The organism is Streptomyces sp. NH27, from assembly GCF_056859195.1.
Genome location: NZ_JACEGK010001047.1, coordinates 1 through 644, shown reverse-complemented (window position 1 = coordinate 644; position 644 = coordinate 1). Strand labels below are relative to the sequence as shown.

The following is a 644-nucleotide window of genomic DNA, read 5'->3' as shown; positions in this document are numbered from 1 at the left end:
GCTGATTTGGCACCGTTCACCCGATGTCGGGTGGGTCCATGCGGAGTTGGAGGGGTGCGGTGTTGCCGCTGCGGGCCGCGCGGGCGACCTGGGCGGCCTTGAGCGCGGCGGCGAGCGCGGCACCGGTGCCCGGGGGCACCCGGAAGAGCAGGCGCTCCCAGGGCTCGCTGCCGGCCGGGCGCCATACGGGCACGGGTCCGAGCAGATCGGTCCCCGGAGGGAGCCGTACGAGATCGGCGAACTCGGCCACCGCCGCCGGCGGCCCGGTAACCGCTGCCATCCGGGCCACCGGCGGAAAACGCAGCTCGGCGCGTTCCGCGAGCTCGCGCACGGCGTGCCCCGCGGGGTCCCACCGCACCAGCGCCTGCACCGGCCGCAGCGTCGGCTCGGCCAGCACCACGACGGTGCCGCCCTCCCCCGCCGGCCGGACCAGGGCCGCGGCCAGTGCCCACCGTCGCAGCGCCTCCTCGGCCGCCCGCAGGTCCGGTCGGCCCAGCAACGCCCAGCCGTCCAGCAGAAGCGCCGCCGCGTAGCCCTCTTCCGCGACCGGCTCGGCTCCCGGCGTGGCGATCACCAGCGCGGGAGCACCGCCGACCGTGGGCAGCACGGTGTCCCGCCCCGACGTCCGCACCGGCACCCGGGGG

The 644-nt window shown here is 77.8% G+C and carries 1 pseudogene; it reads right to left on the bottom strand.

The features are described from left to right. Window positions 1–16: 16 nt before the first annotated feature. A pseudogene (locus AC13HU_RS37940) lies at window positions 17–644 on the bottom strand (primosome assembly protein PriA); the annotation flags it as partial.